Genomic DNA, 23,921 nt, shown 5'->3' with positions numbered 1-23,921 from the left:
GGGGTGGGGGAAGGGGTGGGGAAAGGTGTTGAAAAATGGGGCGGTTCACCATATTATTAATGACGTCGACAGGCGGGGTGGTTCCCCGCGTACGTGCCATCTGAGTAACCGAGGGGAGGGCGCACATGGGAATGACTGGTGCATACGAGCGCAATCTCGATGCAAAAGGTCGTCTGTCCCTGCCTGCACCCCTTCGCGAGGAGCTTGGAGAGCACGTTCGCGTGTTCAAAGCCCTGGATGTCGATGCTCTGTACGTGTTCTCTGCCGAGGCCTTCGATAAGTGGGTCGAAGGACTCTTCGCGGGTCGTGAGGGCCACGAGGGTTTTAACCCGCGTGACATTAATGACCAGAAGCTCATGAGGGCGATCAACAAGCGCACCACGTCGATGGACGTGGACAGCGCCGGTCGTATCGGTCTTTCCGAGTCTCTCCGTAAGCAGGCGAACCTCGACCGCGAGGTCACGGTTGTGGGCAACTACGACCACCTTGAGGTTTGGGATCGCGCCGCGGCCGATGAGGACGATGACGATGAGGCCCTGCTGGACCTCTTCTTCTCGTAAGGGCAAGGCACGGGTAACGGATGGAGCGTGGGATCTTGACACAAGAATATCGGCATGAACCTGTCATGCTCGGCGAAGTGCTTGAGTCGCTGCGGCTAAAGAGCGGCTCCGTTGTCTGCGATTGCACCCTTGGCGGTGCCGGCCATTCGGTAAAGATGGCCGCGCAGGTGGGGGAGACGGGCCTTTTGCTCGGCGTCGACCAGGACGACATGGCCCTCGAGGCCGCTGGCGCCCGTCTGGACCGCGAGGTTCCCGGCGTTCCGCACCAGCTGCTGAAGGGCAACTTCGGCGACTTGGACGAGCTGCTTTGCTCGGCCGAGGTGCCCGGGGTCGATGGCTTCCTGTTCGATTTGGGCGTTTCGTCGCCGCAACTCGATATCCCTGGCAGGGGCTTTTCGTATAACGAGGACGCCCCATTGGACATGCGGATGGATCCGGGTAATAACACCTTAAACGCAGCTGAGGTCATCAACACCTATAACGAACACGACCTCGCCCGGATTCTACGCGTCTACGGCGAAGAGAAGTTCGCCTCGCAGATCGCGCGCGAGATCGTGCGCCGCCGCGAGCAAGAACCGATCGAAACCACCGGCCAATTTGTCGAGATCATCAAGGCGGGTATCCCGGCTGCCGCTCGTCGGCATGGCGGACACCCGGCCAAGAAAAGTTTCCAGGCCATTCGCATCGAGGTCAATCACGAGCTCGATGTGCTCGAACGAGGGCTTGATGCCGCCACCAGGTGGCTCAACCCGGGCGGACGTATCTGCGTCATCTCGTATCACTCGCTCGAGGACCGTATCGTAAAGAACCACTTTAAGGAGATGAGCCAGGGGTGCACGTGTCCGCCGGAGATTCCGGTGTGCGTGTGCGGCAACGTGCCGATACTCAAGGTCATCACCCGCAAACCCTTGGTTGCCCAGCCTGATGAGGTTGAGCGCAACCCTCGGGCGAGATCAGCCAAAATCCGCGTGGCGCAGCGTCTGTAGGCACGACCGCGCGATATTGGACCTCCCGCTCGCACCATAAACGAAGCTTAAACACACTACCAACGTACTCGGGATGGGAGGCGGCATATCATGGGCTACAACACTTCAAGCGCAGCACTCGCCTATGATATGAACGCCATGCCCGCCTATCGTGAGACGCCGCAGGCCCCCGTTGCTCCCCGTGAGCAGCGCACGCCGCGCTTTGATGTCTACACGGGCGCGGGCCGTCAGGCAAACCAGGCGGTAAGCCCGGTTTTCATGAGCGTTCTTAAAACGTTTTGCATCATTGCGGCCATCTTCATGACGATCGGCGTCGCCCGCGTGGCGCTCGCCGGCGTTACGGCCCAGGTGCTCAACAGCAACGCCGAGCTTACCAACACGCTCGAAAAGGCGACCGATGAGAGCTCCGACCTGGAGGTCATGCATTCGGTCTATGGCGCCGACACGCGTATTCGCGACCTTGCGGGCGCTTATGGCATGGTGGAGCCCAGCGAGAGCGTTACACTTGACTTTTCGCAGGATGCAGCCGCGGGCGCCAACGCGACCGCGACCGCTCAGTAGCAAGACGGTAGCTGAGTATGACAAATGACTATCGCCGCGGTTCCGATGGGGGCCGCGGTTCTGGACGTCCCTCGTCGCGGGGACGTTCTGGTTATCAAGGAACGGGTCGGCAATCTTACAACGCCGGGCAGTCCCGTGGCAACGACCCGGCGTCGCGACTTCGCGGCTCGGGCGGCCCTCAAGTGCATAACACCAGGTCGCGCAAGAGTTCGTCGACCGAATGGCTCACGGGCACGCCTCTGCCTCGCCGCAAAGCCGTCATGGGCTTCATTGGGCTTGGCTTGGGCTTGGGCGTCTTTCGCCTTGCCGACTATCAAATTGTCGAAGCCGATAAACTGCGCGAGCGTGCCGATGCGCGCCGCCTGCTTGCGCAGACCCTCTATGCCAAACGTGGCACCATCTACGACCGCAACGGTAACGTGCTGGCGTCGTCGGTCGAATGTCGCAACATCGCCGTGAACCCCCAGCTTGTCGAGGATGTTGACAAGACGGTGTCGGCGCTGGTCAAGGCAACTGGAATCGATAAAAAGACCTGCCGCAAGCTCGTTGAGTCCGATGGAACCTGGGTGTATATCAAGCGCCAGGTGGACGAAGACGACGCTGCGGCGCTGGAGAAGAAGAACCTGCCCGGCGTGCTTTTTGAGCGGGCCATGAAGCGCGTATATCCATACGGCAATCTGGCATCGCAGGTGCTGGGTGTAGTGAATGTAGACAACGACGGCTTGACGGGTCTCGAAAAGCAATACAACAAGCTTCTGACCGGTACGAACGGTTCTCTCGTACGCGAACGCGCGAGGGACGGCAGCTATATCGCGGGCGGTGCCTATAAAAAGGTGGCTGCGGTCGACGGCGTTGATATCGTGACGACGCTCGACGTCAATATCCAGCGTGCGGCCGAGGATGCCCTGGCAGAGGCTGTCGAGAAGACTAAGGCCAAGAACGGCTCGGCTTTGGTCACCGACCCCACGACCGGTGAAATTCTCGCTGCTTGCTCGTACCCGACTTACGACCAGACCGATCTGGAAAACGCCAAGACCGAGGATATGAACCTGCGCCTGGTCACCGACGCCTACGAGCCCGGCTCGGTCTTTAAGACGCTCGTGGCGGGCGCCGGCTTCGACTTGGGTGTCGTGCGGTCGAGTACGTCGTTTGAGGTGCCGGCGAGCATCAAGGTGGGCGACGATACCGTCACCGATGCCGACAAGCGCGACTATGCCATGACCATGGATGTGCGCGAGATGATGCGCCGTTCGTCCAACGTGGGATTTGTCCTGGTGGGGCGCAAGATCGGTGCCGACGACTTTGCCGCCTATGTGGACAAGTGGGGCATCGGTCACAGCTCTGGTGTCGATTTTCCGGGCGAGAGCCTGGGCATCGTCAAGGAGCGTGACCAGTATGACGGCGCCACGCTGGGCTCGATGAGCTTTGGACAGGCGCTGTCTGTCTCGCCGATTGAGATCGCACGTGCCGTGGGCGGCATCGCCAACGGCGGCGTGATGATGACCCCGCACTTCTATAAGTCCAGCAAAGGTGACGAGAAGGACTGGGGCGAAGGCGAGCGCGCGATTTCGGAGGATGCCGCATCCCAGGTGACATCGTGCATGCAGACGGTCGTGTCGGAGGGAACGGGCGTTGGCGGCGCGGTTGACGGCTATGACGTGGCGGGTAAGACCGGTACGGCCGAACGTGCCGACGAGAACGGCGGCTACCTCAAGGAGAACTACATGTCGTCCTTTATGGGCTTTGCACCGGCACAATCGCCCAAGGTGCTGTGCTATATCACGCTCGACGGAACGCCGAGCGGCTCAGATGCCGCTGCGGTTCCGTTCCAGTTCATTATGGCCAACGCGCTCGACGTGCTGGGTATCCCGCACACGAAGTAGGGGGTTACAATCTTTGGGGCGTGGTTTGTTGTCCCATATGAGGGGTGTTCACATGCCCTGCACCACGCATACGCGGCGCTGGGATACAATACGCCGATAGCATTATTAGGTTTACAGGGGAGCTGCAATGATAGAGATCGCCGTCAACAACCTCGCGGCCGCAACAGGGGCCCGAACCGTGACGGGAGAAGCCGATCGGGTATGCCGCGGGTGCGTTATCGACTCGCGCCAGGTCGAGGAAGGGACGATTTTCGTCGCCTTTCCCGGTGAAAACGTCGACGGCAATGATTTTGCTTCCCGTGCCGTCCAGTCGGGTGCCGGCGCCGTCGTGATGACGCGTGAGCCCGAGGCCGAGCTGGTCTCGCTGGCGCAGGACAAGGGCTGTGCCATCTTGCTGACCGATGATCCCGAGGAGTTTCTGCTGCGTTTGGCGCATGCGTATCGCCTGGAGCTTGGCTGCCTGGTCGTTGGCATTACCGGTTCCATCGGCAAGACGACGACCAAGGACGTGCTCGCCGCTGTGCTCGCCAAGCGCTATCGTGTCTGGGCCACCAAGGGCAATTTCAATAACCTGATCGGCATGCCGCTCACGGTGCTTTCCGCTCCGGCCGATACCGAGGTCCTGGTGCTCGAGATGGGCATGAACCATTTCCACGAGATCGAGCGCCTGTCTCAGTCTGCCAATCCCAACCTTGCCATCGTGAGCAAGATCGGCACCTCTCATATCGGCATTTTGGGCAGCCGCGAGAACATCGCCCGCGCTAAGGCCGAGATCGTTCAGGGCATGTGCGCCGCTGGCGACTATTTGCCGCTGCTGGTTTTGGGCGGTGAGGACGACTTTACGCCGTTCATTCGCGACACGTTCGCCCAACCTGCTGGTATCGACGTGATGCTGGCCGGCGTCTCGGACGATGATGAGGCCCGTGCCCGCGACGTTCGCGTTGATGACGAAGGCCGTCCGGTCTTTACGCTCGATTTTGGCCAGGGCGAGACGATCGATACCATGCTTGCCATCCCCGGCGTGCAGTCCGTTCCTAATGCCGTTAAGGCCGCCGCGGTTGCCTATCGCCTGGGCGTGACGCCCGAGCAGATCGATGCTGCCTTTAGGGGTCTCACGATCACCGGACACCGCCAGGAGATCAAGCGCGCCAAGAGCGGTGCACGCGTCATCGATGACTCCTATAACGCCAGCGCCGAATCGATGGCAGCCGGTCTCGATCTGCTGTGCTCGCTTTCGTGCACGGGGTCTCGCATGGCGATCCTGGGCGAGATGGGCGAGATGGGCGATGAGGCTCCTCGCATGCATGAGCTCGTGGGCGCCTATGCCGCCGCCAAGAAGCTCGACATGCTGGCGTGCGTGGGTGGTGCGCTGGCCCAGCTTATGGCCGATGCCGCGCGCATGATGGGCATGGACGAGGACCGCATCCAGGTGTTCTCCGATTATCAGCAGGTGCTCGACCGCATGGGCGGCGCGCTTGAAAAACATGATGTTGTACTGGTCAAGGGTTCCCGCTTTGTTGAGCTCGACCGCTTTGTGGAAGGTGTGTGCTAGCCCATGTTCGGCAATCCCTCGTATCCAACGTATCAGGCTTTTTTGGGGCTTGGCATCGCCGCCGCCATTGCGCTGCTGCTCATGCCGTGGTGGATCAAGCTGCTCAAGGTCGAGGGTATCGGCCAGCAGGTTCGTGCCGACGGCCCCAAGCGTCATTTGGTTAAGCAGGGAACGCCCACCATGGGTGGCGTTGTCATCCTCATCGCGATCTCGCTGACCTGCCTGCTGATGGGCAAGCTCACCACCGAGCTCGTGCTCGTGCTGCTCGCCACGCTGGCGACCGGCGTGCTGGGTCTGATCGACGACCTGACCTCCGTTACGCATGGGCGCTCGCTCGGTCTGACGCCTCATGCCAAGATGATCGGCCTAACCATTATCTGTGTCACCTTTACGGTGCTTGCCGTCAACTGGTGCGGCGTCGCCCCCGAGATTCGTTTTCCCGGCGGCCTGACGATCGACCTTGGCGTGCTTTCGACCACCATCTGCGGCCTTTCGTTCCCGTGGCTCTACATTGTCTTTTGCTGGCTGATGATCGCCGGTCTTTCTAATGCCGTGAACCTGACCGATGGCCTTGACGGTCTTGCTGGTGGCACCTCCATGATCGCCATGCTCGCCATGGCTGCCATGGCGTTTTTGCACGGAGACGTGAACCTGTCCATCTTCTGCACCGCGTGTGCCGGTGCCTGCTTGGGCTTTCTGTGGTTCAACTGCTATCCGGCGAGCATCTTTATGGGCGATACCGGCTCGCTTGCCCTGGGCGCCGCGTTTGCCTGCACGTCCATCATGACCAACACCGAGGTCGTCTCCCTTATCATCGGCGGCCTGTTTATCGTTGAGACCCTTTCGGTCATGATTCAGGTTGTCTACTTCCACTTTACGCACAAGCGCGTCTTCCTTATGGCGCCCATCCATCATCATTTCGAAAAGAAGGGTTGGGCCGAGACCAAGGTCGTCATCCGTTTTTGGATTATCGCTGCGGCATTTGGTGCCGTTGGCCTTGCCCTGTTCTTCCAGTTGGGATAGTGGTCTTTCATGCCTCTTGCTGATGTCTTTAGCCTGCTCGTTTTGGGTCAGGGTAAATCCGGTCTCGATGTCGCCCGCTGGGCGCTGGCACATCCAGAGCGCGTAAGCGCCGTTACCGTGTATGGCGGCGGCACCTCTGAGCCCAATGACGCCACGCGTGCGCTCGAGGCTGCCGGTGCGTCGTTTGTCTATGGGACCGAACAGGTCGAGGGCGCCTATGACGTATGCGTGACGTGCCCGGGCATCTCGGAGTTCTCGGGCTTCTTTAAGGCCGGGCGCGAGCATGCCGCCCAGATTATGGGTGAGCCCGAGTTTGCCTATCGCCTGTCGCCCGATAACTGGATTGCCATCACGGGCACCAACGGCAAGACGACCACCACGTCGCTGACCGATTATCTGCTCAAGGCTTCCGGTGAGGCCAGTGTAGCTGTCGGCAACATCGGCGAGCCGCCTATCAACGAGATTGACGGCCGAGCCCACAACGAGTGGTTTGTGGCTGAGCTCTCGAGCTATCAGATTGCTACGACCACCGAGCTCCACCCTCGCGTGGCGGTGCTGCTCAACATCACTCCCGACCACTTGGGCTGGCATAAGAGCCATAAGAACTATGCGCTTGCCAAGATCAAACTGTTTGACAATATGGTCGATGACGATCTGATGGTCGTCGACGTCGAAGACGCCGGCATTCACGAGTTCGATGAGTACATCTACACGCCGGGTCGTCGCATCTGCAAGGTCGCTTTTGACGAGCCCGAGGGTGCAGACGCCGCCTTTGTGCGCGACGGCAAAATGGTCGTGCGCCTGAAGGGCGTCGAGACCCCGCTCATCGCTACATCCGAGCTCAAGATCTCGGGCCATCACAATGTTATCAATGCCCTGTGCGCTGCCACGGCTGTCCTGGCCGTCGGTGCCAATCCCGAGGGCATTTGCCGCGGTCTGGCCTCGTTCCAGCCGCTCGAGCACCGCGTGGAGCCGTGCGGCGAGATTGACGGAGTGCGCTACGTCAACGATTCCAAGGCGACCAACACCGACGCGGTCGAGAAGGCACTGACGGCATTTCCCGATGACAACGTGATCTTGCTGCTCGGCGGCCACGATAAGGGCACGCCGCTCACGGACTTCGCGCGCGTCGTTATGGATAACGTGCGCTCGGTCGTCTGCTTTGGCGATGCGCGCGAGCGCTTTACCGCCGCTATGGACGAGGCCGATGTCGATGGCGATGTGGATATCGCCCAAGCGGATGACCTACGCGATGCCGTGGACGTTGCCCGTTCGCTGTCGAGCCGTGGCGACGTGATCTTACTTTCTCCTGCCTGCTCTTCGTTCGATGAGTTCTCGGGCTATGAGGAGCGCGGCCGCGTGTTTAAGGACTACGTGGCTCAGCTTGCCGCTGCAGCGAAATCGCAAATGGAATAGGGGTTGCCGGTGAGAGAGGAGAGCCCCCGACAAGGTATGAGGAGGCCCGACTCGGACCGTGCTTCCTCGCGGCGTAGCGCACCGCGTTCCGGTCGCGGCGGGCAGTCGTTTAGCGAACGCTATATTGCCGGCGTTCCCGCCCGCATCATGCGCCCCCGTCTGATATTCATGGCCTGTCTGTTTATCTTGGTGTGTTTTGGCCTGCTGATGGTGTACTCGGCGTCTTCGGTCGAGGCGCTGCACGAGAATGGCTCAGCGACGTTTTTTCTGGGTCGACAGGCTGCGTTTGCCGTGGTCGGTGTTCTGGCGCTGATTGCCATCGTGCGCGTTTTGCCGGACAGCTGGTTTGGGGAGGATGTGCTCAGGATCTTCCTCATAGGCATGATAGGGCTACTGTTTCTGGTGTTCTTGGTGGGCAGCGGCAGCCGTGGCGCCACCCGCTGGCTCAACATCGCCGGCATTCAGTTCCAGCCTTCCGAGTTTTTAAAGCCATTTGCCATTGCGTATTCGGCCATCATGCTTGATCGCTTCTTTTCGCCCGGTGGCAACATCAACGAATTCCTTCGCAAGATGGGCATCTACCTGGGCATTCCGCTCTTTCTGATCTTTATCCAGCCCGATTTCGGTACCGTCCTGATCATCCTGCTGACCCTCATGTGCATGGCGTTGTTTGCGGGTCTCGACCCCAAATTTATCATCGGCGTGATAATCTTCGGCATTCTCGTGATCGTGATTGCGCTTGTTGCAGAGCCGTACCGTATGGTGCGTATTCAGGTTGCCTTGAACCCTTGGGCTGACGAGTATGGTGACGGCTATCAGGCCACGCTTGCCATCATGGCCTTTGCCTCGGGCGGTCTGTTCGGCCGTGGCATCGGCAACTCAACCATGAAGTACTCGTATCTGCCCGAGGCGCACAATGACTACATCCTGGCCATCATTGGCGAGGAAGTCGGCTTTGTCGGAACCGTGCTGTTCTTCTTGGTGTTTGCGATGCTGATCTACTCGGCGTTTCGCATTGCCGAGCAGGCGACCGATCGTCGGGGCGCGCTTATGGCGTCTGGCTCCGCGGTCATTCTCGCGGTGCAGTTTTTGATTAACGCGCTGGGCATCCTCAACGTGTTTCCCATGACGGGCAAACCGTTGCCGTTTATTAGCTACGGCGGTTCATCGATTATTGTGTCGCTTATGCTTGCCGGTCTGATCCTGCGCGTTTCGTACGAGAGCGCCCGTCGCGATGAGTACGACCGTCGCCGCGAGAGCTTTGCCGTTATGGATGAGAGTACCGCCGGCGTAGCCCATGTGCGCGGTGAACGACCTTCGCGTAGCGGCTTTACCGTTCTGGATGGTTCTACATCCGAGCCGGCAGCTCGTCCACGTCCGCGGACGGCTCCGCAAGGTCGTCCTCAGCGCCCCAGCCCTCGCAGCGCGGGCGGCGGATATAATCGAATCGATTTGAACTCGGACCCGTCGGCGCGTCTACGCACCGACGACCAGGGACCGCGTGTACGAAGGGACTACCATGACCGATAAGATGACCGTTGCTATTGCAGCCGGCGGCACGGCAGGACACATCAACCCCGCGCTCGCCTTGGCCGAAGAACTGCGTGACCGTGGCCACCACGTTGTGTTCGTGGGCCAGTCGCGCAAGCTCGAGGGTCGTTTGGTCCCCGAGGCTGGGTTTGATTTTGTGCCCATTACGGTCACGGGCTTCGACCGCTCCCGTCCTTGGACGGCGCTGACCTCGCTGTGGCGTGTCAATAAGGCCAAGCGTGCGCTCACCAGTCATTTCTCAAAGGTCGGCAAGCCCGATGCCGCCATCGGTTTTGGTGCCTATGTCGAGGTTCCGCTGCTGGGGTGGTGCAAGGGCGCAGGCGTTCCGTATCTGCTGCATGAGCAGAACTCTGTTCCGGGCCTGGCCAACAAGATGATGAACTCCCACGCCGCCCGCGTGTGCATCTCGGTGCCGGCAGCGCGTTCGGTCTTTGAGCGCGAAGGTGACCCTGACCACGTGCTCATGACCGGCAACCCCGTACGTCGCTCGGTGATCGAGGGCGATCGCGCTCGCGGCCGCAAGGCACTTGGCGTTCCCGAGGACGCTACGCTGCTGCTCGTCTTTGGCGGTTCACTCGGCGCCCAGCACCTCAACGAGCGCGTGGCTTCGCTCAAAAACGAGCTGCTTTCGCGCAAGAACCTCTATGTGTTGCATTCGACGGGTGCCGACGGCTTTGAGGAGACCGAGCGCGCTTTGGCGCTGACGCTCGAGGAGGCGAAGCGTTACCGCGTCCAGCCTTACATCGACAACATGGGCGACATGCTGGCTGCTGCCGATTTGGTGCTATCGCGTTCGGGAGCATCGAGCGTGGCCGAGATCGCTGCGCTCGCCGTGCCTTCGGTGCTCGTGCCGTACCCGCATGCGACGGCCGACCACCAAACCACCAATGCCCGTTATCTGGTCGACGCCGGGGCCGGCGTGCTCTGCGCCGATGCCGATATCGACGGTTCTGCCTTTGCCGATGAGCTGCTGCACCTGGTCGATGACGCGGCGGCGCGCGACGCCATGCGTCAGGCGGCGCGTGGTCTGGCTCAGGATAGAGCCGCCGCTCTTCTGGCGGATGCAGTAGAGGGTTTGCGTTAGTTAGACGGGATATCTTCGGTCGCCCTCGCGCTGATGCGGTAGGTGCGGTACAGTTAACGGGTTACAGGCAGTGTTTACGCAAGGAGTACACGAGCACATGGCTGATTCCCAGACTGCAACCTCCGCGCCCGAGTTTAAGAGCGCCCACTTTATCGGTATCGGCGGCGCCGGCATGAGCGGCATCGCCCTCGTTCTGCACGAGCGCGGTTATGCCGTTACCGGCTCCGACCTTAAGACGTCACGTTATATCCGCCAGCTTACCCGCGCTGGTGTGAAGGTGCATGTGGGCCATGAGGCCGCCACGATCGACGAGGTCAAGCCCGACGTGGTTGTTGTCTCCACCGCTATTCCGGAGTCCAACCCTGAACTCGTGCGCGCTCGCGAGCTTGGTATTCCCGTGTGGCCCCGTGCCAAGATGCTCTCTGCTTTGGGTCACGGCTACACCACCGTCGCTGTTGCCGGCACGCATGGCAAGACCACCACGTCTTCGATGTGTGCCACCATGCTCGACCGCATGGGTCTGGATCCGAGCTTCCTGATCGGTGGCATCGTCGAGGGCTATGACACGAACGGCAAGAACGGCTCGGGCGACTACTTTGTCGCCGAGGCCGACGAGTCCGACAGCTCCTTCCTGTTCCTGAACCCCAACGTAGTCATTGTGACCAACGTCGAGGCCGACCACCTCGATCACTACTCGGGTATCGAGGAGATCGAGGCAACTTTCGCCAAATTCATGAGCCTGGTGGGCGAGGACGGCACCGTCATCGTCTGCGGTGAGGACCCGCATCTGGTCGAGCTCGCCAAGTCGACGGGCCGTCACGTGCTTTCCTACGGCTTTGCCGAGAGCAACGACATCGTCTGCATGCACCCGGATGTCAAGGGCATCCAGAGTGACTTTATCGTTCGCTTTGAGGACGGCACTGAGCGCGCTGTGGAGATCAAGAGCAATCCCGGTCGCCACAACATGCTCAACGCCACGGCGGTGCTCACCGTCGCCCATGTCCTGGGCCTTGACATCGACGCCGCCGCCAAGGCGCTCTCGAGCTTTGAGGGCGTCCGCCGTCGCTTTACCCACGTGGGCGATATCGATGGCATCACCGTGGTCGATGATTACGGCCATCACCCCACCGAGATCAAGGCGACGCTTGCTGCCGCTTCGTCGCTGGGTTACAAGCACGTCGACGTCGTGTTCCAGCCGCACCGCTATTCGCGCCTGCAGGCCCTGTGCGACGACTTTGCCGATGCATTTGCCAATGCCGATAAACTGCTGCTGATTGATGTGTTCTCGGCTGGCGAGATGCCCATTCCGGGTGTCACCTCTAAGATGCTCGCCGATACCGTGCGCGCCAAGCATCCTGGCAAGGAGGTCGTGTACTGCTCCAGCCGTCTTGAGCTCAATCAGGAGCTCGAGCAGATGGTGGGCGAGGGCGACCTGCTGCTCACCATGGGTGCCGGCGACGTTACGACCGTCGGTCCCGAGTTCATTGAGTATCTGACTGCCAAGAAAGACGCTTAAGTCTAATGGGTCTGTTTAACGCCGTCATGGCGCTCTCGGGCATGATCGACACGGATGTGATCGAGGACGAGCGCCTTGCGCGTCATACGAGCTATCGTATCGGCGGCAAGGCCGACCTCTTTGTGACGTGCCATAGCTATCATGCCCTCCGCCGCGCCGTGGCGGTGCTCGATCGCGAGCAGGTGCCGTGGGTCATCATCGGCAAGGGCTCCAATCTGCTGGTTGCCGATGGCGGTTATCGCGGTGCCGTCATTTCGCTCGGACGTGAGTTCCAGCGCACGGTTGTTGCCGATGACGGTTGTACGCTGACGGTCGGTGCGGGCGTGATGTTTGCGCGCCTGGTCAACGATGCCCTGTCGCGTAGCCTCTCGGGCCTTGAGTTTGCCGTTGGCATTCCTGGTTCGGTCGGCGGTGCGATATCTATGAATGCCGGCACGCGGACCGAGTGGATTGGCTCGCTGGTTGAGGATGTCGTAACGTTTGACCCGGCATCCGGTATCAAGCATTATGCGGGGTCCGAGATCTCTTGGGGCTACCGCGAATGTAGCCTTCCCCGCAATGAGATCATCCTCGAGTGCGTGCTCAAGCTTAAACCGGCGCCCAAGGCCGACATTCGCGAGCGCATGGAGCGGTACCTTACAAGGCGCAAGCGTACGCAGCCCATGGGTCGCGCATCCTGCGGGTCTGTCTTTCGCAACCCGCCCGATGCGAGTGTGGGCAAGCTTATCGAGGATTGTGGATTAAAGGGTTTTTCGATTGGCGGCGCGGAAGTTTCGCCCGTTCACGCTAATTTTATCGTTAATAACGGAACTGCCTCGGCCGATGACGTTGCCGCGGTTATCAGACATGTGCACGGAAAGGTGAGGGAGGCGTATGGCATCGAGCTCAGACCGGAAGTTAAATTCCTCGGCTTCTAGAGCATCGAAACCCACCTTCCGCCGCGCCGGAGGGCGTTCCGGCGCGCCTGCCAAACCTCAACGCAATACCGTCGCGCACTCTAAGTCTGTCGGGCATGCTCGACAGACCAGTCGTCCGGTCGTCGGCTCGCAGCTCGGTAATCGTCCGGCCGCAAAAAAGTCCTCGCGTCCCTCGGTGACGTCAAAGCCTGTTATGGGCGCCAAGCCTGCCCGTCCCATGGCAGCTCCCAAGCCCTCGACGGGAACTAAAGCGGCGCGTCCAGGTCTCACGCTGGGCGCATCGAAACCGCGCTCGCTGACATCGGTGCCGGCTACCGCCAAGAAGCCTTCGAGTAAAAAAGGTTTCAACCCGTTATCTTCACTTGGAGCGATGGCAAATAAAACATCAGATGCCGCTTCTGTCGTTACAGGCAAAGGCAAAATCGTGGGCGGCGTTCTGGCCGTCTTGGCCGTGCTCGTCGTCGTTGCCATCGTGGTGATCAACTCTGGACTGTTTACTGCCACTGATATTCAGATTCAAGGCAGCGAGCATGTGACGAAGCACGATGCTATCCAGCTGATCGACTTGCCCGAGGGAACGTCGCTTTTTAACGTCGATCCCGACCAGATTACCGAGGATCTCAAGCAGAACCCGTGGGTTTCGGGCGTGGATGTCCAGCGCCAGTTTCCCCATACGCTTATCATCACGCCGACGGAGCGTAAAGTTATCGCCATTGCGTATATCAGCTCCGACGACCTTGCCTGGGCTATCGGAGACGATGACACCTGGATCGCCCCGCTGTCGACGTCGGTCGAAGTGGACGACCAGGGCAACGTCATCACGACAGGGCAGGGCTCAAATACCTTGACCGGAATCGATGCCGCGCTGGCGCTCGCCAAGCATTATGGCGCGGTGTTATTGACTGATGTCTCGGCGGATGTCGCTCCGGTTTCCGGCCAGGCGGTGAACTCCAAAGCCGTTAAGGCCGGCCTGGATTATGTGCGTGGTTTTTCGAGCGAGTTCTTGGGACAAGTCAAGGATATTTCCACGCCTTCGGTCGAAGCCATCTCGGCAAACCTCAATAACGGCATTGAGGTGTCGCTGGGCGATTCGGACGATATCGCCAAGAAGGAACGCGTAGTCACCAAGTTGCTTTCGCAGGTAGAGGGCGTAACGTATATCAATGTGCGCTCTCCGGGCAACTACACATTTAGGAATGCTCCGACCTCGTAGCGCTGGTTGATGCTTTGTTGAGGGGCCATACCACGCCGTTTATCTGGTTTGTTTGGTTTTCACGGTCAATTATTTGACTGATACGTTCATAATGTGCAAACATAATACGGTTTACCTTTGCATTTACTTTCAACCTGAAGGTTAATGTGCGCAGGGGTCGACCCATGCTATGGCTATAACCTTTGTTCGGAGGACCGACATGCACGAGACAGAGATCAACAACTACCTTGCCGTCATTAAGGTGGTCGGCGTCGGCGGCGGCGGTACCAACGCGGTCAATCGAATGATCGAAGAGGGCATCCGCGGCGTCGAGTTTGTTGCCATCAACACCGATGCTCAGGCACTCGCGATCTCTGATGCCGATATCAAGGTGCACATCGGCACCGACCTTACCCGCGGCCTGGGCGCCGGCGCCAATCCCGAGGTTGGCCGCAAGGCTGCCGATGAGTCCCGCGACGACATCGCCGAGGCGCTCGCTGGCGCCGACATGGTGTTTATCACCTGCGGCGAGGGCGGCGGCACCGGTACCGGCGCTGCTCCCATCGTTGCCGATATCGCGATGAACGAGGTCGGCGCACTGACCGTCGCCGTCGTGACCAAGCCCTTCACCTTCGAGGGCCGCAAGCGTAAGAAGAGCGCCGAGGAGGGCATCAAGACCCTCTCCGATTGCGTCGACACCATGATCGTCATTCCTAACGATAAGCTGCTCGACATCGCCGAGAAGAAGACCACCATGCTCGAGGCCTTCGCGATTGCCGATGGCGTCCTTTCCCAGGGCACCCAGGGCATCACCGACCTCATCACCGTCCCCGGTATCATCAACCTGGACTTCGCCGATGTTAAGACCATCATGAAGCAGGCCGGTACCGCCATGATGGGTATCGGTACCTCTTCTGGGGATACTCGTGCCGTCGACGCTGCCCAGCAGGCCATCTCCAGCCCGCTGCTCGAGAGCTCCATCGATGGTGCCACGCGCGTGCTGCTCTCCATCGCCGGTTCCAAGGACCTGGGCATCCAGGAGATCAGCGACGCCGCCGACGTTGTCGCCAACGCCGTCGACCCCGAGGCCAACATCATCTTCGGTACCGTTGTCGACGAGTCCCTGGGCGATCAGGTGCGTATCACCGTCATCGCTACGGGCTTCTCCGACTCCAACGTCAACCGTCAGGATGAGCTCTTTGCTGCTCAGCAGTCTCAGAGCAAGGCCGCTGCCTCCGCTGAGCCGCAGCGCACCGCCCCGGCTGCCAGCCCGGCTCAGGCCGCTCCGACCCGCAACGTCGGTGGTACCGAGCTGCCCAACTTTGGCAACGACCAGTTCGAGCTTCCCGACTTCCTGAAGCGCGGTAGCTTCTAGTTCGTTTTTCTCAACGACCTGCACGGGGTGTGTCCATTTGGATGCACCCCGTTTTGTTTCTCGTTTGTAAACGAAAGCCTCCAATCTCCTTACGTTCCCTTTACGTTTGGTCCCTACCGCTGCGGGTATCCTTTTAAGGAAGTATGACAGCCGTATAAACGCGGACTGCGCGGCGACGCCGCGGTACTTGTGTTATTAGGAGGCTTTAGTATGGCAGCACGTGCGGACAACGTTTCGCGTGTCGACCATGATGGAGTTACGTTGGTGGAGGGCGCGACATCCGATGTCCGCTTTGCCTTTACCGAGCGCACCGGTGGCGTTTCTGAAGATGCGTACTCCTCGCTCAACCTGGGCTCGCATGTAGGCGATGACCCCTTTGCTGTTCAAGAAAATCGTCGTCGAGCGCTCGAAGCTATGGGCGCCACTGAGTGCGAGCATAATCTGCTCGTGCCCAATCAGGTACATGGTGACCATATCGTTACGGTGACTTCGAACGGCGCCGACGATCTTGAGGCTGTTCGCGAGCAGATTGCCGAGGGCTGCGATGCCATCGTCTGTACGGCCCATGACGTGCCCGTGCTGCTCTGCTTTGCCGACTGCGTTCCCGTGGTGCTGGTGGCCCCTGGCGGATTTGCCGTGGTGCACTCCGGTTGGAAGGGCACGATTGCACGTATTTCTGCCAAGGCGTGCCAGGCGCTTTGCGATGCTGCCGGCTGCGATGCGAGCGACGTTTCCGCCTATATCGGGCCCCATATCCTGGGTGACGAGTACGAGGTTTCCCAGGAGCTCATGGATCGCTTTGCCGCCGAGTTCTCTTGCATCGATGCGAGTACCTCTCGCATGCTCGATCTTTCCGCTGCCATTTGCGAGGCGCTGGTAGATGTCGGTGTCGACGCGGATAATATCGTGGATACCCAGCTTTCGACCGTGCGTCAGAACGACCGCTTTTATTCCTACCGTAACGAGGACGGCACCTGTGGGCGCCATGCCGCGATCGGCGTGATGCTATGAGAAAGATCGTATCGGTCCTGAGCGCCGCTGTGCTTACGCTTACGCTGTGCGCCTGTTCTTCGGGATCTTCTACCTCTTCCATTACCGTGGCCGGCTCCACGACCTGCCTTCCTATCGCCGAAATTGCGGCAGAGGGCTTTAAGGAGGAGACCGGCATCGACGTGCTCGTTTCCGGTTTGGGCTCTTCCGCTGGCATCGAAGCCGTCAGCGCTGGCACGGCCGATATCGCCAGCTCCTCCCGTGGACTCAATGCCGACGAACAGGATCTGGGCCTGACTCCCATCGTCATTGCCCACGACGGTATCGCGGTCATCGTGAACGAAGACAACCCCGTCGATAACCTCTCGACCGAGCAGCTCCGCGATATCTATGCCGGCAAGATCACCAACTGGAAAGAAGTCGGTGGCGAGGACCTGAGGATTCAGGTTATCAACCGAGATGAGGCGTCTGGCACGCGTGAAGCCTTCCGCACCATCGTGATGGACGGCACCCCGTTCGATCGCCGCTCCGCCGTTCTTTCGGGCACGGGCCAGGTGCGCGACGTGGTATCTCGTTCGCGCGGGGCTATCGGCTACATTTCGCTGGGCTTCGTCGATAGCCTCAACGCCAAGACCTCGGTCAAGGCCGTCTCGGTCAATCATGTTGAGGCGTCCGAGAAGACGGTCGCGAGCGGCGGCTATCCCATCTCACGCGACCTTTACTTCTTTGTGAAGGGTGCGCCTTCGCAGCAGGCGCAGGATTACATCGACTATGTGACGTCCGAAAAGATGGACAAGCAGATTCGCGAGGCGGGCTTTATCCCCGTCACCAACGACGAGAAGGGGAGTGAGTAGCATGGAAGCACAGGAAAACTCCCAGACTGAGCAGAATGGTCAGGCGCCCAAGAAGCGCGAGCTGGCGCTCGTATCGCGCAGCACCTATATCAAGGAGAAGGCGCTGCAGTGGATCTTCTTTGCCTGCGCGTTCTTGGCGGTTGTTACCGTCATCCTGATTTTTGTCTTTACCACGTACTCGGCGCTGCCCGTCTTTACCGACATCGGTCTGGCGGACTTCTTTAGCTTTACGTGGGCGCCCTCTGAGGGTCACTACGGCATCGTGTCGCTGCTTGCCGGCTCGGGTCTGGTGACCGTCGGCGCGCTCGCCATGGGTGTGCCCCTAGGCGTGGGCACGGCCGTGTATCTGGTCGAGATCGCCAGCAAGCGCGTGCGCAAGCTCATCAGCCCTGCCGTTGACCTGTTGGCCGGCATCCCTTCTATCATCTATGGCTTCTTTGGCATGATCATCATCCGCCCGTTTATCGCACAACTGACCGGCGGTCTTGGTTTTGGCGCGCTGACGGCGTGGTTCGTGCTCGCCATTATGATCGTGCCCACCATCACGACGCTTACCATCGATGCTCTCAATTCCATTCCCATGGGCATTCGCGAGGCATCGTATGCCATGGGCGCCACCAAGTGGCAGACTATCTATAAGGTCGTGTTACCTGCCGCCAAGCTGGGTATCGTGGATGCCATCGTGCTGGGTATGGGCCGTGCCATCGGCGAGACCATGGCCGTGCTCATGGTCGTGGGTAACGCCCCGGTTATTCCCGACAGCATTGCGAGCCCCATCTCGACGCTCACGAGCCAGATTGCGCTCGACATGAGCTATTCCTCGGGTCTGCATCGCTCGGCGCTGTTCGGCATGGGCGTGGTCCTGTTTATCATTTCCGCCACGCTGGTGGGCATCGTCCGCCTGGTTTCCAAGAAGAAGAGGGGGTAGGCTATGTCCGATTCCGTTGACACGACGGTCGATACGACCTCGTCGCGCGAGCGCATCAAGCGTGCCCTTTCCCACGGCAAGAAGGGCCGCATCAACAAGGACCTGTCCAACAAGATCATGCTTGGCGTGTTCCGTGCCGCGGCATACATCACCACGCTGGTGCTGGTCGCTATCATCGCCTACGTGGTCATCAACGGCCTGCCACACATCTCGCTCGACTTTATCTTCGGTTGGCCCCAGGGCGTCAACGCCGAGGGCGGTATTTGGCCCACGATCGTCTCGACCGTCTATGTGACGGCGCTCGCCATGCTTATCTGCACGCCGATCGCTGTGCTGGCAGCCGTCTATCTGGCCGAGTACGCCAAGCAGGGCAAGATCGTCGAGCTCATTCGCTACGCTGCTGACGCTTTGGCCTCGGTGCCCTCCATCGTTATGGGCCTGTTTGGCTACGCCTTGTTTGTCGAGGCCATGGGCCTGGGCCTTTCGATGGTCTCGGCCGCTCTGGCGCTCGCGCTCTTGATGCTTCCCATCGTCATGCGCACCACCGAAGAGGCCATTCGCGCCGTCCCGCGCTATATCCGTTGGGGCGCGTACGGCCTGGGCGCCACCAAGTGGCAGGTTGTCTCCAAGATTGTGCTTCCTTCTGCCTTTGGCCGTATTGCCACGGGCATCGTCCTCGCCATCGGCCGCGCCATTGGCGAGACCGCGGTGGTGCTCTACACCATGGGCCAAGCCATCAATCTACCTATTTCGCCGCTCGATTCCGGCCGCCCCATGACGGTTCACCTGTACCTGCTTGCCAACGATGGCATCAACATGAACGCAGCCTACGGCACCGCGCTCTTGCTGATGGTGATCATTCTGGCCTTCAACCTGTTTGCGCGCTTCCTGTCGCGCAAGCGTCGCTAGTTAAGGAGTCCCATGTCCGTTTATCAGTCCGCTCCCACGCTGGAGCAAGCGGCCATCACGGCCAAGGATTTCAACTTTTGGTACGGTGACTTTCATGCGCTGACGGGGCTTGACCTCAACATCGCCAAAAACGCCATCACCGCCTTCATTGGCCCTTCGGGCTGCGGCAAGTCGACGTTTTTGCGCTGCATCAACCGCATGAATGATCTGATCGAGGGTACGCGCGTCGAGGGCACCATGACGCTCGACGGCAATGATATCTATGCCGAGGGCGTCGACCCGGTCGACCTCCGTCGTCGCGTGGGCATGATCTTTCAGCAGCCCAACCCGTTTCCTAAATCCATCTACGAGAATGTCGCCTTTGGCCCTCGTCTGCAGGGCGTGACTAGCAAAAGCGACCTCGATGACATCGTGGAAGAATCGCTCAAGCGCGCCAACCTCTGGAAAGAGGTATCCAATCAGCTCAACAAGGATGGTTTGGCGCTCTCGGGCGGTCAGCAGCAGCGTCTGTGCATCGCGCGCGTGCTTGCGGTGCAGCCCGATGTCCTTCTGATGGACGAGCCCTGCTCCGCCATCGACCCCACGTCCGTCTCTAAGGTCGAGGATCTGATGGCCGAGCTGGCGCCCGAGATGACGATCATCATCGTCACGCATTCAATGCAGCAGGCAGCTCGTATCAGCGACTACACCGCATTCTTCTTGCAAGAAGTTGCCGGCGAGCCCGCCACGCTCATCGAGTATGGTCAAACCGACGCGATCTTCACCAGCCCGGTGGACTCGCGGACGGAAGACTATATCACCGGCCGCTTTGGCTGATCGGTGCGACTAGTCCCAAGCCGATCGGACCTAGTCCGGTGCGTATTCACTGTGCGGGCGGCATGACCGCACCCAACTGATTGGAGTGAACCATGCGCAAACTGTTTTCCCGTCAGCTCGTCGAGGCCCGTCACGAGATGCTGAGCATCTATGAGGCCGTCGATCTGGCCCTCCACGATGCCGTGAAGGCCTATGTGACCGACGACCGCAAGCTCGCCACCAAGACCAAGAAGCGCACGCTTTCGATTGACGCGCGCTGCGCCAACCTGGAGGCCGTCTGCTACAACCTGATCGCCACGCAGTCACCGGTCGCCTCCGACTTCCGCCTGCTTCAGACGATCATCTATGTCGACTTTAACCTGCAGCGCATGACCGATAAGGTCCGTCAGATCTGCCGTGCCACGCGTCATATGATCAAGGCCGACATCTCGCTGCCCAAGGAGCTTGTCGGCACGGTTGAGGCCGAGGCTGAGGCCGTCTACCAGGTGCTGGGCTCTTCGCTTTCTGCGCTCGTCACCAATGATATGTCCATCATCTGCAACCTGGCCGTCGAGGACGAGCCAGTGCACGCTGCCTACGAGAAGTTCTTCCGCACCTTTAACCGTATGGATACGGGCGACTTTATGGACGACGACAGCAACTATGACGACCTGCGCCGCGCCATCATGGTTTCGCGCTACCTCGATCGCATCGCTTCCATTTCCATCGATGCCGCTTGCCGTCTGACCTTCCTGTTGACTGGTCAGCGTATGAACGCCGGCGATATCGCCCGTGTGGACGAGGATGAGCTCGAGAGCATGCGCGTGCCTTCGGGCGAGGGTGTTATCATGAGGCCCGCCGTCGACGCGCGTTACGTTGCCAAGGTGCCCGCCAACGAGGTCAGCGAGAGTCTTCGCTACCTGCTCGATCATCTTGAGGACGAGGACGATGGCGAGGACGACGAGGAGTAAGTGACCCCGTTCGTCGAAAGATTGTAAATACCTAAGTGAGCGCGGCCTTGCCCATGCGGGACCGCGCTCTTGCGTTAGCATGGGACTACTTGTTTGGCTGTCAGCGGAGGCGATTAGCAATGGATAACTATTTGGACTTGATGCGCGCTCGCCGCGAGCAGATTCTGGAACGTTTTTATGCGGCGCTCGATCGCGCGGGCCGCCCCCACGACGCCGCGGGCCTCATTGCCGTGTCCAAGACCGTTGGTGTCGATGAGACCGTTGCCGCCATCCAGGCGGGGTATCGCCATTTTGCCGAGAACCGCCCGCAGGAGCTGGTTCGCAAGCTCACGGGTCTGGCGGAGCATCCGGAGCTGCCCGAGGTGCGCTTCGATATGATCGGCAACCTGCAGACCAATAAGATCAATGCGGTGCTGGGCTCAGCCGAGCTGATTCACTCGGTGGGTTCGCTGCATCTGGCACAGGCGATCTCGAGCCGTGCTGTCCGCAAGATTGAGGCAGGCGAGCTCGCCGGCCCCCAGCGTGTGCTCATCGAGGTCAATGTGAGTGGTGAGGAGTCGAAGGGAGGCTTTTCGCCCGATGAGATTCGCGCCGCCGCGGGTGAGCTTGCGGAACTTGAGGGAATTTGCGTACAGGGGCTTATGACTATGGCGCCCCGGGGGAATAAGGATGTGGCACGCCGCACCTTTGCGGGGCTTCGTGAGCTGAGGGATGAGCTGGAGGCGGCGCATCCCGATTTGAACCTGCCTGAGCTTTCCTGCGGCATGAGCGAGGACTTTGAGCCTGCCCTTGAGGAGGGCTCTACGCTCGTTCGCCTGGGCAGGGTAGTATTTAGCCCGGAGTTTGCAGTAAAATAAGGCTCTGAAGTGCGCACTGATTATCGGGGCGCCTGCACTAAACCGCGAGAGGACACAACCATGGGCTTCCTTGACGAGATTAAAAATAAGATGCACCTGGGCGGCCAGCAGGGTTACGACCAGGGTTATGGCCAGGACGACGACTACGGCTACGATGACGGCTATGACGATAGTTATCAGGGCAACGGCTACAGCGGTGCTTCGGGCGAGGGCTTCTACACCCAAGACGAGCCGAGCAACGGCCTGCTTGGCCAGACGCGCCGCGGTGAAGCTGAGTCGGTTGCCGTGTATACGCGCTCCGGCCAGCTGGTCGGCGATGACTCCCGCCATGCCACGACGTATAACCCGCCTTCGCGCTCGCAGGACAGTGTTGCGAGCGGTTATCGTCCTGGTGCCTATGACACGCCGTCGAGCTACGCCGAGAACACCCGCGCCCGTGCCGCCGCTGCACCCGCGCCTGCACCGAGCGATGCCTCGGCCTATGCGAGCAATATCATCAACGCCACGCCGCAGCTGCCGGCCTATGTCCTGCGCCCCGAGAGCTATGACGACGTGGAGACCGTGGTGCGCCGCGTTCGCACCAAGCAGCCTGTCGCACTGATTTTTGTGGGCGTACGCACCGAAGTTGCCAAGCGCGTCTTGGACTTCTCTTACGGCTTTGCCTGCGGTCTGGGCGCCACGGTCAAGGAGGTAGGCGACCGCGTGTTCATGGTGCTGCCCGCCGGTTGCGAGGTCAAAGATTCCGATCTCAAGAAGCTTCGTGCCGACGGCTACCTTAAGTAAAGACAAGACGAGGAGATTCCCATCAACATCTACACTATCGTCCAGCTGGTCAACACGCTGTTCAACTTCTATTCCACGCTCATTGTCGTCTACTGCTTTATGACGTGGATTCCCATGAAGCAGGGCGGTTTGCTTCAGGATATTGCTGCGGTGCTCGATAGCGTGTGCGGTCCGTGGCTCGGCCTGTTCCGTCGTTTCATCCCGCCGATGGGCGGTGTCGATTTTTCGCCGGTCGTTGCGATTATTGCGTTGCAGTTGGTGCAGAGGCTGGTTCTGCAGCTTCTTATAGGTATACTCGTATAGAACTGACTTAGTAACTTACGTCGGGCGTGTACGCCGAGGCGATGAAAAAGGAGACTTGTTATGGCTATTACCCCTGCAGACATCCAGGCTCAGACTTTCTCTGAGGCCAAGCGTGGCTACGATCCTGCCGAGGTCGACGTCTTCTTGGAGACGCTGTCCTCCGAGGTTGACGCTATGCTCGCTAAGATTGTCGACCTTAAGGGTCGTCTGACTGCTACCGAGCAGCAGCTTGCCGACGCACAGGCTCAGCTTGCCCAGGCTCAGGATGCCACCGCCCAGGCCGTTCCTGCCGCCCCCGTGGCTGCTCCCGCCCCTGACTTCTCCGCTCAGGAGCGCCAGATTTCCGCTGCCCTGATCGCTGCCCAGCAGACCGCTGAGACCATCGTCAACGATGCCAACGAGAACGCTGAGCGTATCCGCAACGAGGCTGACGCCAAGGCCCGCGAGGTTATCCGCCAGGCTCTGACCGAGAAGCAGGCCGAGCTCGAGGAAATCGACCGTCTGAAGGCTTCCCGCGAGGAGTTCAAGGCCGAGTACCTCAAGCTCATCCAGCACTTTATGGATGATGCCCAGAACTCCTTCCCGGCCGACCTCATGGCCTCCACGCCGGTCGGTTCTGCCGCTTCTCCTGCGGTGACTGTTCCCGCCGAGCCGCTGCCCGTCGCTGACCCGGTTGTCCCCGTGGCCGATCCCTTCGCCCCGATCGACAACTTTGCCGCCGACGACCTGGACTAGCATCAGAGCTACAATCTAGTGTCCTTAAGAGGAGCTCGCACCTGCGGGCTCCTTTTTTGTGGCTGTATACGGGTTGGGAAACAAAACGCCGAGCTCTGCATGCGATAGGACAGAACTCGGCGAAGGGGGTACCGTCAAGATTCTTTCGCAAATTGATCGAGGCGGCCTCGGCCCCGCCTT

Annotated in this window: 23 protein-coding genes; all 23 read left to right on the top strand. The window is 60.1% G+C overall.

The features are described from left to right. The first annotated feature begins 125 nt into the window (after nt 1–125). The 23 genes from DW645_RS08435 to DW645_RS08325 all read left to right on the top strand — a co-directional run bounded on the left by DW645_RS08435 (nt 126) and on the right by DW645_RS08325 (nt 23,741). On the top strand, nt 126–560 hold the full coding sequence (locus DW645_RS08435; RefSeq protein WP_006234269.1) for a division/cell wall cluster transcriptional repressor MraZ: 435 nt from the start codon (nt 126–128) through the stop codon (nt 558–560). 20 nt (nt 561–580) lie between these two features. Next, on the top strand, nt 581–1,546 hold the full coding sequence (gene rsmH / locus DW645_RS08430) for a 16S rRNA (cytosine(1402)-N(4))-methyltransferase RsmH (RefSeq protein WP_006234266.1): 966 nt from the start codon (nt 581–583) through the stop codon (nt 1,544–1,546). Nucleotides 1,547–1,636: 90 nt separating this feature from the next. Further along, on the top strand, nt 1,637–2,107 hold the full coding sequence (locus tag DW645_RS08425; protein ID WP_022094483.1) for a hypothetical protein: 471 nt from the start codon (nt 1,637–1,639) through the stop codon (nt 2,105–2,107). 182 nt (nt 2,108–2,289) lie between these two features. Continuing rightward, on the top strand, nt 2,290–3,990 hold the full coding sequence (locus DW645_RS08420) for a peptidoglycan D,D-transpeptidase FtsI family protein (RefSeq protein ID WP_370448103.1): 1,701 nt from the start codon (nt 2,290–2,292) through the stop codon (nt 3,988–3,990). Nucleotides 3,991–4,117: 127 nt separating this feature from the next. Next, a complete protein-coding gene (gene murF / locus DW645_RS08415) occupies nt 4,118–5,542 on the top strand; it encodes a UDP-N-acetylmuramoyl-tripeptide--D-alanyl-D-alanine ligase (protein ID WP_118227231.1) in 1,425 nt (474 codons plus the stop codon). 3 nt (nt 5,543–5,545) lie between these two features. After that, entirely contained in the window at nt 5,546–6,565 is a 1,020-nt protein-coding gene (mraY, locus tag DW645_RS08410; RefSeq protein ID WP_117806417.1) for a phospho-N-acetylmuramoyl-pentapeptide-transferase, read from the top strand. Nucleotides 6,566–6,574: 9 nt separating this feature from the next. Continuing rightward, a complete protein-coding gene (gene murD / locus DW645_RS08405) occupies nt 6,575–7,981 on the top strand; it encodes a UDP-N-acetylmuramoyl-L-alanine--D-glutamate ligase (protein ID WP_118227230.1) in 1,407 nt (468 codons plus the stop codon). 9 nt (nt 7,982–7,990) lie between these two features. Further along, the gene (ftsW, locus tag DW645_RS08400; RefSeq protein ID WP_158568710.1) at nt 7,991–9,511 is read left to right on the top strand and encodes a putative lipid II flippase FtsW; all 1,521 of its coding nucleotides are present in this window, start codon (nt 7,991–7,993) and stop codon (nt 9,509–9,511) included. Continuing rightward, nucleotides 9,501–10,616 carry an undecaprenyldiphospho-muramoylpentapeptide beta-N-acetylglucosaminyltransferase gene (murG, locus tag DW645_RS08395; RefSeq protein WP_118227228.1) on the top strand — a complete coding sequence of 372 codons (1,116 nt, stop codon included), beginning with the start codon at nt 9,501–9,503 and terminating at the stop codon, nt 10,614–10,616. Before ftsW ends, murG begins: the two co-directional genes overlap by 11 nt. Nucleotides 10,617–10,713: 97 nt before the next feature. After that, a complete protein-coding gene (gene murC / locus DW645_RS08390; RefSeq protein WP_117636008.1) occupies nt 10,714–12,132 on the top strand; it encodes a UDP-N-acetylmuramate--L-alanine ligase in 1,419 nt (472 codons plus the stop codon). Nucleotides 12,133–12,137: 5 nt separating this feature from the next. Next, nucleotides 12,138–13,049, top strand: a complete 912-nt coding sequence (gene murB, locus DW645_RS08385; protein ID WP_117636007.1) for a UDP-N-acetylmuramate dehydrogenase — start codon at nt 12,138–12,140, stop codon at nt 13,047–13,049. A gap of 370 nt (nt 13,050–13,419) precedes the next feature. Continuing rightward, entirely contained in the window at nt 13,420–14,262 is an 843-nt protein-coding gene (locus DW645_RS08380; RefSeq protein WP_055251672.1) for a cell division protein FtsQ/DivIB, read from the top strand. A 199-nt stretch (nt 14,263–14,461) separates the two neighbouring features. Beyond that, the gene (ftsZ, locus tag DW645_RS08375; protein ID WP_055251674.1) at nt 14,462–15,616 is read left to right on the top strand and encodes a cell division protein FtsZ; all 1,155 of its coding nucleotides are present in this window, start codon (nt 14,462–14,464) and stop codon (nt 15,614–15,616) included. A gap of 210 nt (nt 15,617–15,826) precedes the next feature. After that, nucleotides 15,827–16,627, top strand: coding sequence for a polyphenol oxidase family protein (locus tag DW645_RS08370; protein WP_118227227.1), 801 nt, complete (start codon nt 15,827–15,829; stop codon nt 16,625–16,627). Then, the gene (locus DW645_RS08365) at nt 16,624–17,460 is read left to right on the top strand and encodes a phosphate ABC transporter substrate-binding protein (RefSeq protein WP_117803367.1); all 837 of its coding nucleotides are present in this window, start codon (nt 16,624–16,626) and stop codon (nt 17,458–17,460) included. The genes DW645_RS08370 and DW645_RS08365 overlap by 4 nt, the downstream gene beginning before the upstream one ends. Before the next feature lies 1 nt (nt 17,461). Next, nucleotides 17,462–18,388, top strand: a complete 927-nt coding sequence (gene pstC, locus DW645_RS08360) for a phosphate ABC transporter permease subunit PstC (RefSeq protein WP_117564650.1) — start codon at nt 17,462–17,464, stop codon at nt 18,386–18,388. Nucleotides 18,389–18,391: 3 nt separating this feature from the next. Next, nucleotides 18,392–19,297 carry a phosphate ABC transporter permease PstA gene (pstA, locus tag DW645_RS08355; protein WP_055251684.1) on the top strand — a complete coding sequence of 302 codons (906 nt, stop codon included), beginning with the start codon at nt 18,392–18,394 and terminating at the stop codon, nt 19,295–19,297. 12 nt (nt 19,298–19,309) lie between these two features. Next, nucleotides 19,310–20,113, top strand: a complete 804-nt coding sequence (gene pstB / locus DW645_RS08350) for a phosphate ABC transporter ATP-binding protein PstB (RefSeq protein WP_117776691.1) — start codon at nt 19,310–19,312, stop codon at nt 20,111–20,113. Between the two features lie 92 nt (nt 20,114–20,205). Then, nucleotides 20,206–21,063 carry a PhoU domain-containing protein gene (locus DW645_RS08345; RefSeq protein ID WP_118227226.1) on the top strand — a complete coding sequence of 286 codons (858 nt, stop codon included), beginning with the start codon at nt 20,206–20,208 and terminating at the stop codon, nt 21,061–21,063. 119 nt (nt 21,064–21,182) lie between these two features. Next, nucleotides 21,183–21,920, top strand: coding sequence for a YggS family pyridoxal phosphate-dependent enzyme (locus DW645_RS08340; protein ID WP_118227225.1), 738 nt, complete (start codon nt 21,183–21,185; stop codon nt 21,918–21,920). A gap of 60 nt (nt 21,921–21,980) precedes the next feature. Beyond that, nucleotides 21,981–22,703: a cell division protein SepF gene (locus tag DW645_RS08335; protein WP_055251691.1), complete on the top strand. Its 723-nt coding sequence runs from the start codon at nt 21,981–21,983 to the stop codon at nt 22,701–22,703. A 15-nt stretch (nt 22,704–22,718) separates the two neighbouring features. Continuing rightward, on the top strand, nt 22,719–23,006 hold the full coding sequence (locus DW645_RS08330) for a YggT family protein (protein ID WP_370448104.1): 288 nt from the start codon (nt 22,719–22,721) through the stop codon (nt 23,004–23,006). A 60-nt stretch (nt 23,007–23,066) separates the two neighbouring features. Continuing rightward, a complete protein-coding gene (locus tag DW645_RS08325) occupies nt 23,067–23,741 on the top strand; it encodes a DivIVA domain-containing protein (protein ID WP_006234242.1) in 675 nt (224 codons plus the stop codon). Nucleotides 23,742–23,921 lie beyond the last annotated feature (180 nt).

The sequence above is a fragment of the Collinsella sp. AM23-17 genome (assembly GCF_003470945.1).
In the GTDB taxonomy this organism is placed as follows: domain Bacteria; phylum Actinomycetota; class Coriobacteriia; order Coriobacteriales; family Coriobacteriaceae; genus Collinsella; species Collinsella aerofaciens_O.
Note: the sequence above shows the minus strand (reverse complement) of the source record. Positions and strands in the feature narration are given on the sequence as shown.

Bases quoted from the DNA above. Each gene is read 5' to 3' on its own strand.
- DW645_RS08370 (WP_118227227.1), top strand. From the start codon at position 15,827: ATGGCAGCACGTGCGGACAACGTTTCGCGTGTCGACCATGATGGAGTT.
- DW645_RS08365 (WP_117803367.1), top strand. From the start codon at position 16,624: ATGAGAAAGATCGTATCGGTCCTGAGCGCCGCTGTGCTTACGCTTACG.
- pstA (WP_055251684.1), top strand. From the start codon at position 18,392: ATGTCCGATTCCGTTGACACGACGGTCGATACGACCTCGTCGCGCGAG.
- pstB (WP_117776691.1), top strand. From the start codon at position 19,310: ATGTCCGTTTATCAGTCCGCTCCCACGCTGGAGCAAGCGGCCATCACG.
- pstC (WP_117564650.1), top strand. From the start codon at position 17,462: ATGGAAGCACAGGAAAACTCCCAGACTGAGCAGAATGGTCAGGCGCCC.
- DW645_RS08325 (WP_006234242.1), top strand. From the start codon at position 23,067: ATGGCTATTACCCCTGCAGACATCCAGGCTCAGACTTTCTCTGAGGCC.
- murD (WP_118227230.1), top strand. From the start codon at position 6,575: ATGCCTCTTGCTGATGTCTTTAGCCTGCTCGTTTTGGGTCAGGGTAAA.
- murB (WP_117636007.1), top strand. From the start codon at position 12,138: ATGGGTCTGTTTAACGCCGTCATGGCGCTCTCGGGCATGATCGACACG.
- murF (WP_118227231.1), top strand. From the start codon at position 4,118: ATGATAGAGATCGCCGTCAACAACCTCGCGGCCGCAACAGGGGCCCGA.
- rsmH (WP_006234266.1), top strand. From the start codon at position 581: ATGGAGCGTGGGATCTTGACACAAGAATATCGGCATGAACCTGTCATG.
- DW645_RS08335 (WP_055251691.1), top strand. From the start codon at position 21,981: ATGGGCTTCCTTGACGAGATTAAAAATAAGATGCACCTGGGCGGCCAG.
- DW645_RS08380 (WP_055251672.1), top strand. From the start codon at position 13,420: ATGGCAAATAAAACATCAGATGCCGCTTCTGTCGTTACAGGCAAAGGC.
- DW645_RS08340 (WP_118227225.1), top strand. From the start codon at position 21,183: ATGGATAACTATTTGGACTTGATGCGCGCTCGCCGCGAGCAGATTCTG.
- murC (WP_117636008.1), top strand. From the start codon at position 10,714: ATGGCTGATTCCCAGACTGCAACCTCCGCGCCCGAGTTTAAGAGCGCC.
- DW645_RS08425 (WP_022094483.1), top strand. From the start codon at position 1,637: ATGGGCTACAACACTTCAAGCGCAGCACTCGCCTATGATATGAACGCC.
- ftsZ (WP_055251674.1), top strand. From the start codon at position 14,462: ATGCACGAGACAGAGATCAACAACTACCTTGCCGTCATTAAGGTGGTC.
- DW645_RS08435 (WP_006234269.1), top strand. From the start codon at position 126: ATGGGAATGACTGGTGCATACGAGCGCAATCTCGATGCAAAAGGTCGT.
- murG (WP_118227228.1), top strand. From the start codon at position 9,501: ATGACCGATAAGATGACCGTTGCTATTGCAGCCGGCGGCACGGCAGGA.
- mraY (WP_117806417.1), top strand. From the start codon at position 5,546: ATGTTCGGCAATCCCTCGTATCCAACGTATCAGGCTTTTTTGGGGCTT.
- DW645_RS08345 (WP_118227226.1), top strand. From the start codon at position 20,206: ATGCGCAAACTGTTTTCCCGTCAGCTCGTCGAGGCCCGTCACGAGATG.